This window comes from Acidisphaera sp. S103 (assembly GCF_009765975.1).
Lineage (GTDB): Bacteria > Pseudomonadota > Alphaproteobacteria > Acetobacterales > Acetobacteraceae > Rhodopila.
This window is the reverse complement of record NZ_LMUJ01000063.1, coordinates 298,044-301,572: the sequence shown is the minus strand read 5'-3', so window position 1 is coordinate 301,572 and position 3,529 is coordinate 298,044. Positions and strand designations below refer to the sequence as shown.

General features: G+C 64.1%; 4 protein-coding genes. All 4 read right to left on the bottom strand.

Annotated elements, in window-relative coordinates:
- Positions 1-774 (bottom strand): arabinofuranosidase catalytic domain-containing protein (locus GSQ89_RS38630; RefSeq protein WP_216856317.1); only part of this gene is annotated, 774 nt, incomplete at its 3' end.
- A gap of 111 nt (positions 775-885) precedes the next feature.
- Positions 886-2,499: an OFA family MFS transporter gene (locus tag GSQ89_RS22125; protein ID WP_158929255.1), complete on the bottom strand. Its 1,614-nt coding sequence runs from the start codon at positions 2,497-2,499 to the stop codon at positions 886-888.
- A 133-nt stretch (positions 2,500-2,632) separates the two neighbouring features.
- Positions 2,633-2,830: a formate dehydrogenase subunit delta gene (locus GSQ89_RS22120; RefSeq protein ID WP_254073312.1), complete on the bottom strand. Its 198-nt coding sequence runs from the start codon at positions 2,828-2,830 to the stop codon at positions 2,633-2,635.
- A 13-nt stretch (positions 2,831-2,843) separates the two neighbouring features.
- Positions 2,844-3,529 (bottom strand): formate dehydrogenase accessory sulfurtransferase FdhD (gene fdhD / locus GSQ89_RS22115; protein ID WP_158929251.1); only part of this gene is annotated, 686 nt, incomplete at its 5' end.

The following is a 3,529-nucleotide window of genomic DNA, read 5'->3' as shown; positions in this document are numbered from 1 at the left end:
AACCCTCGTCTGGCCTTTGTTCTTCAACCATGCCGACAGGAGGGGTGGCGGCCCGCCGCTGACACTCGCGGCGGGATTGCAGCTTCGTTTGTTCCAGTGGAAGAGTCCGTTCTCCAGGTCGGCCTGCACGCCGAGCCCTGGCCTGTTGTGGCAGTTGGGCCATGACAGGTCTTTGGTTACGTTGACCGCGTCCATGTGGCCGGCGCCGGTGTCCGTGCCGCTTGTCTCGGCGTTGCCATAGTCGAAACAGCACCCTGAATTGAAATGGGTTCCGGATGAAACCATGTACATGGCTTCCGGCTTTCCCCTGACCGCGACGCCCGATGTCCGGTTGTCGCGGTAACCCATTCCCGGGGAAATCGAGACGCCATAGACCTGGTGGCCGCCCGCCGTGACCGGCAGCGCGTCCGCCGCCGCGGCGAGGTCGGAACCGTTGGGGCCAGATCCTTTGTAATGTCCGCCGAAGGCGATGGTGAGGTCGTTGTGCCTGGGCGACTGATCGTAGATTTTGGTGATGATGCAGGTTGTGTTTGCGCAAAATGTATCTTGCGCCGCGGCGTTCGCGTAGCCGTCCGGCAGCAGGCCGACATTTTGGGTGGCGTTGTCCGACGCTCTTTTCACCTGATACAATGCGCCGGTATATTTGGCGTACAGCGATCTCACCGTGCTGTGCGCGGCGACGCATGGCGTATTCCCAGCCGCGTAGATGTCGCAGGGCCTTTGTCCGATCGCGTCGGCATGCGCGGCGCGGGGGCCGATCAAGCTTGCAGCCATCAAACCGGCAAGGATCGTCAAGGCCGAACGGGTTCTCATGAGCCTCGATAAGACAGGGAAGCCGCCAAAGTCGAGCCAATGGGTCGATTCCGGCTTCCCCGTGAGCGGATACTAGAACATCGCGGCGACCTTGGTGCAGACGATATAGAGGCCGATCAGGAACGGGACGCCGACGGCAAGCCAGGATAGGACCCCGATCAGGCCGAAGCTGCCTCGGGCCGCGGTCTGCGCACCGGGGGCGGTGTGATCGTCGTGGCGCAGGACGCGTTCGCGGGCCAGTTCGGTCTCGGTGGCGTGGTATTTCGGATCGACCGGCTTGACGAAGAAATTGCAGACCAGGCCGCAGAACAGCAGGAAGGCCATGACATACAGCGTGATGTCATAGACCAGGTTGTGGGCGACGCCGTGGTCGATCTGGAACTGGCGCAGGCCGGCGATCAGGGTCGGCCCGACGATTCCGGCGACGGACCATGATGTGATCAGGCGGCCGTGGATCGCACCCACCATCTGGGTGCCGAAGATGTCGGCGAGGTAGGCGGGCACGGTGGAGAAACCGCCGCCATACATGCTCAGCAGGATGCAGACCGACAGTACGAACAGCACCGGCAGGCCGAGATGCCCCCAGGTCGGCAGCAGGGCGTAGATGACGATGCCGACAATGAAGATCGTGTAGTACAGGTTCTTGCGGCCGATCTTGTCCGACAGCGACGCCCAGAAGATGCGGCCGAGGGCGTTGAACAGGCTAAGCAGGCCGACCATGCCGGCGGCGGCGGCAACGATGGCGGCTTTCTGCGCCGTGGTCAGGGCGGCGATCGTATCGACTCCGACCAGTTTGGCGCCGAACACGTCCTGCAGCATCGGGCTGGCCATGGCGAGGATGCCGATGCCGGCGGTGACGTTCAGGCACAGCACGCCCCAGATCAGCCAGAATTGCGGTGTCTTCCAGGCCTGATCGAGCAGCACGTTGTGCTGGGTGATCATTGCGTTGGCCTTGCCGCTGTCCGGTGGCGTCCAGCCGGCCGGACGCCAGCCGTCGGGCGATACGCGAAAGCCCAAGGCCCCGCCTGCCATGAATATGAAGTAGATGACGCCCATGGCGATCAGCGTTTCCGTCACGCCGGTCGCGCCGTTGCCGCCGAATTCGGCCATCAGCCAGACCGCGAGCGGCGCACCGATCATCGCCCCGCCGCCATAGCCCATGATGGCCAGGCCGGTGGCCATGCCGCGCCGGTCGGGGAACCATTTGATCAGCGTCGAGACCGGCGTGATGTAGCCCAGCCCCTGCCCCGTGCCGCACAGCACCGAAACCACGTACACCAGCCAGAGTTGGTGGATGCGGACGGCAATCCCCAGCAGCACCAGCCCGCCGCCCCAGCACAAGGCCGATATCAGACCGGCCTTGCGCGGGCCGGCATGTTCCAGCCAGCCGCCCCAGATCGCGGCGGAAATACCAAGCAGGGCAATGAAGATCGCGAAGATCGGGGTGACGTCCGGAACCGACCAGTTGCATGTGCTGGTAAACAGCGCCTGGCCGAAGCTTTGCGCGGCACAGGCGGCCGGATCGGCATTGATGACAAGCCGGGTCATCGGCAGCCAGAACACCGAAAAACCGTAGGCCATGCCGATACTGAGGTGAATCCCCAGGGCGGCCGGCGGCACCAGCCACCGATTGAAATCGGGACCGGCCACGGTGTTGTCGCGGCTCAAGAACGAAGCGTCTGCCATTGTCGTTTTCCACCCCCGCTCGGTCTTATTGACCGTTTCCGTTTATGACGGATTATCGCAGTATAATTCCTGTATCGACGGCAAAACAAGTCCGAAATGGCGATTTGACACAAACGACGCGCGCAGACGCGTGTCAGCCGTTTTTGCGGCCTTTCAGGCGTTCGACGGCTTCGCGCACCGGGGGATCGAGCTGGATTTTTCCCTCGGCAAGCTGGGTGACGATGGCGTTGCGCATGCGCGGGTCCCAGAACTTCATCAGGTGGTCCTCGATGCCGGCGACCGCGGTCTCGGGTTTTTGCGACTCGAAGAAACGACCGATCTGGTTGGCCATGACGGCCAGTTTGTCATGCAACATGGCGGGCCATCCGTGGATTGATGCGATTGAGGTGGGTGAAGACCTCGAAACCGTCGGCGCGGGCGACGCCGATCAGGGTGATGCCGGCGGCGTTTGCCACATCGATGGCGAGGGATGTCGGCGCCGAGATTGCAACGACCACCGGGGCGCCCATGGTCGCGGCTTTTTGTATCATTTCGATTGAGACGCGGCTGGACAGCAGGACCAGGCCCTCGGCGGGCTTTGTTCCGGCGCGGGCGAGTGCGCCCGAGAGTTTGTCCAGGGCGTTGTGGCGGCCGACGTCTTCACGCAGCGCGACCAGCCCCTGTTCGGGGGTCCAGAAGGCGGCGGCGTGGACCGCATGGGTCGTTGCGTTCAGCGCCTGTTCGGCCGGCATGGCGCGCATGGCATCCTGGATCATCGCCGGGGTGAAGGTTCGGCCAGCCGCGACGGCGGGTGCGGGACGGATCGCTTGTGCGAGACTGTCGAGGCCACACAGGCCGCAACCGCTGGGGCCGGCGAGGCGGCGTTGCCGCTTTGTCAGCGCGTCCAGGCGGTCGGGGGCGAGGTCCATGCGGCATTCGATGCCGTCGGGGACTTCGACGACGTCCAGGGCAAGGATGTCGGTGGCGCGTTCGACAATGCCCTCGGACAGGGAGAAGCCGACGGCGAAGTCTTGCAGGTCGGCGGGGGTGG

What these genes read in the sequence shown, in the direction of transcription:
- GSQ89_RS22120 (WP_254073312.1), bottom strand. Translation starts at nt 2,830, where the DNA reads ATGGCCAACCAGATCGGTCGTTTCTTCGAGTCGCAAAAACCCGAGACC.
- GSQ89_RS22125 (WP_158929255.1), bottom strand. Translation starts at nt 2,499, where the DNA reads ATGGCAGACGCTTCGTTCTTGAGCCGCGACAACACCGTGGCCGGTCCC.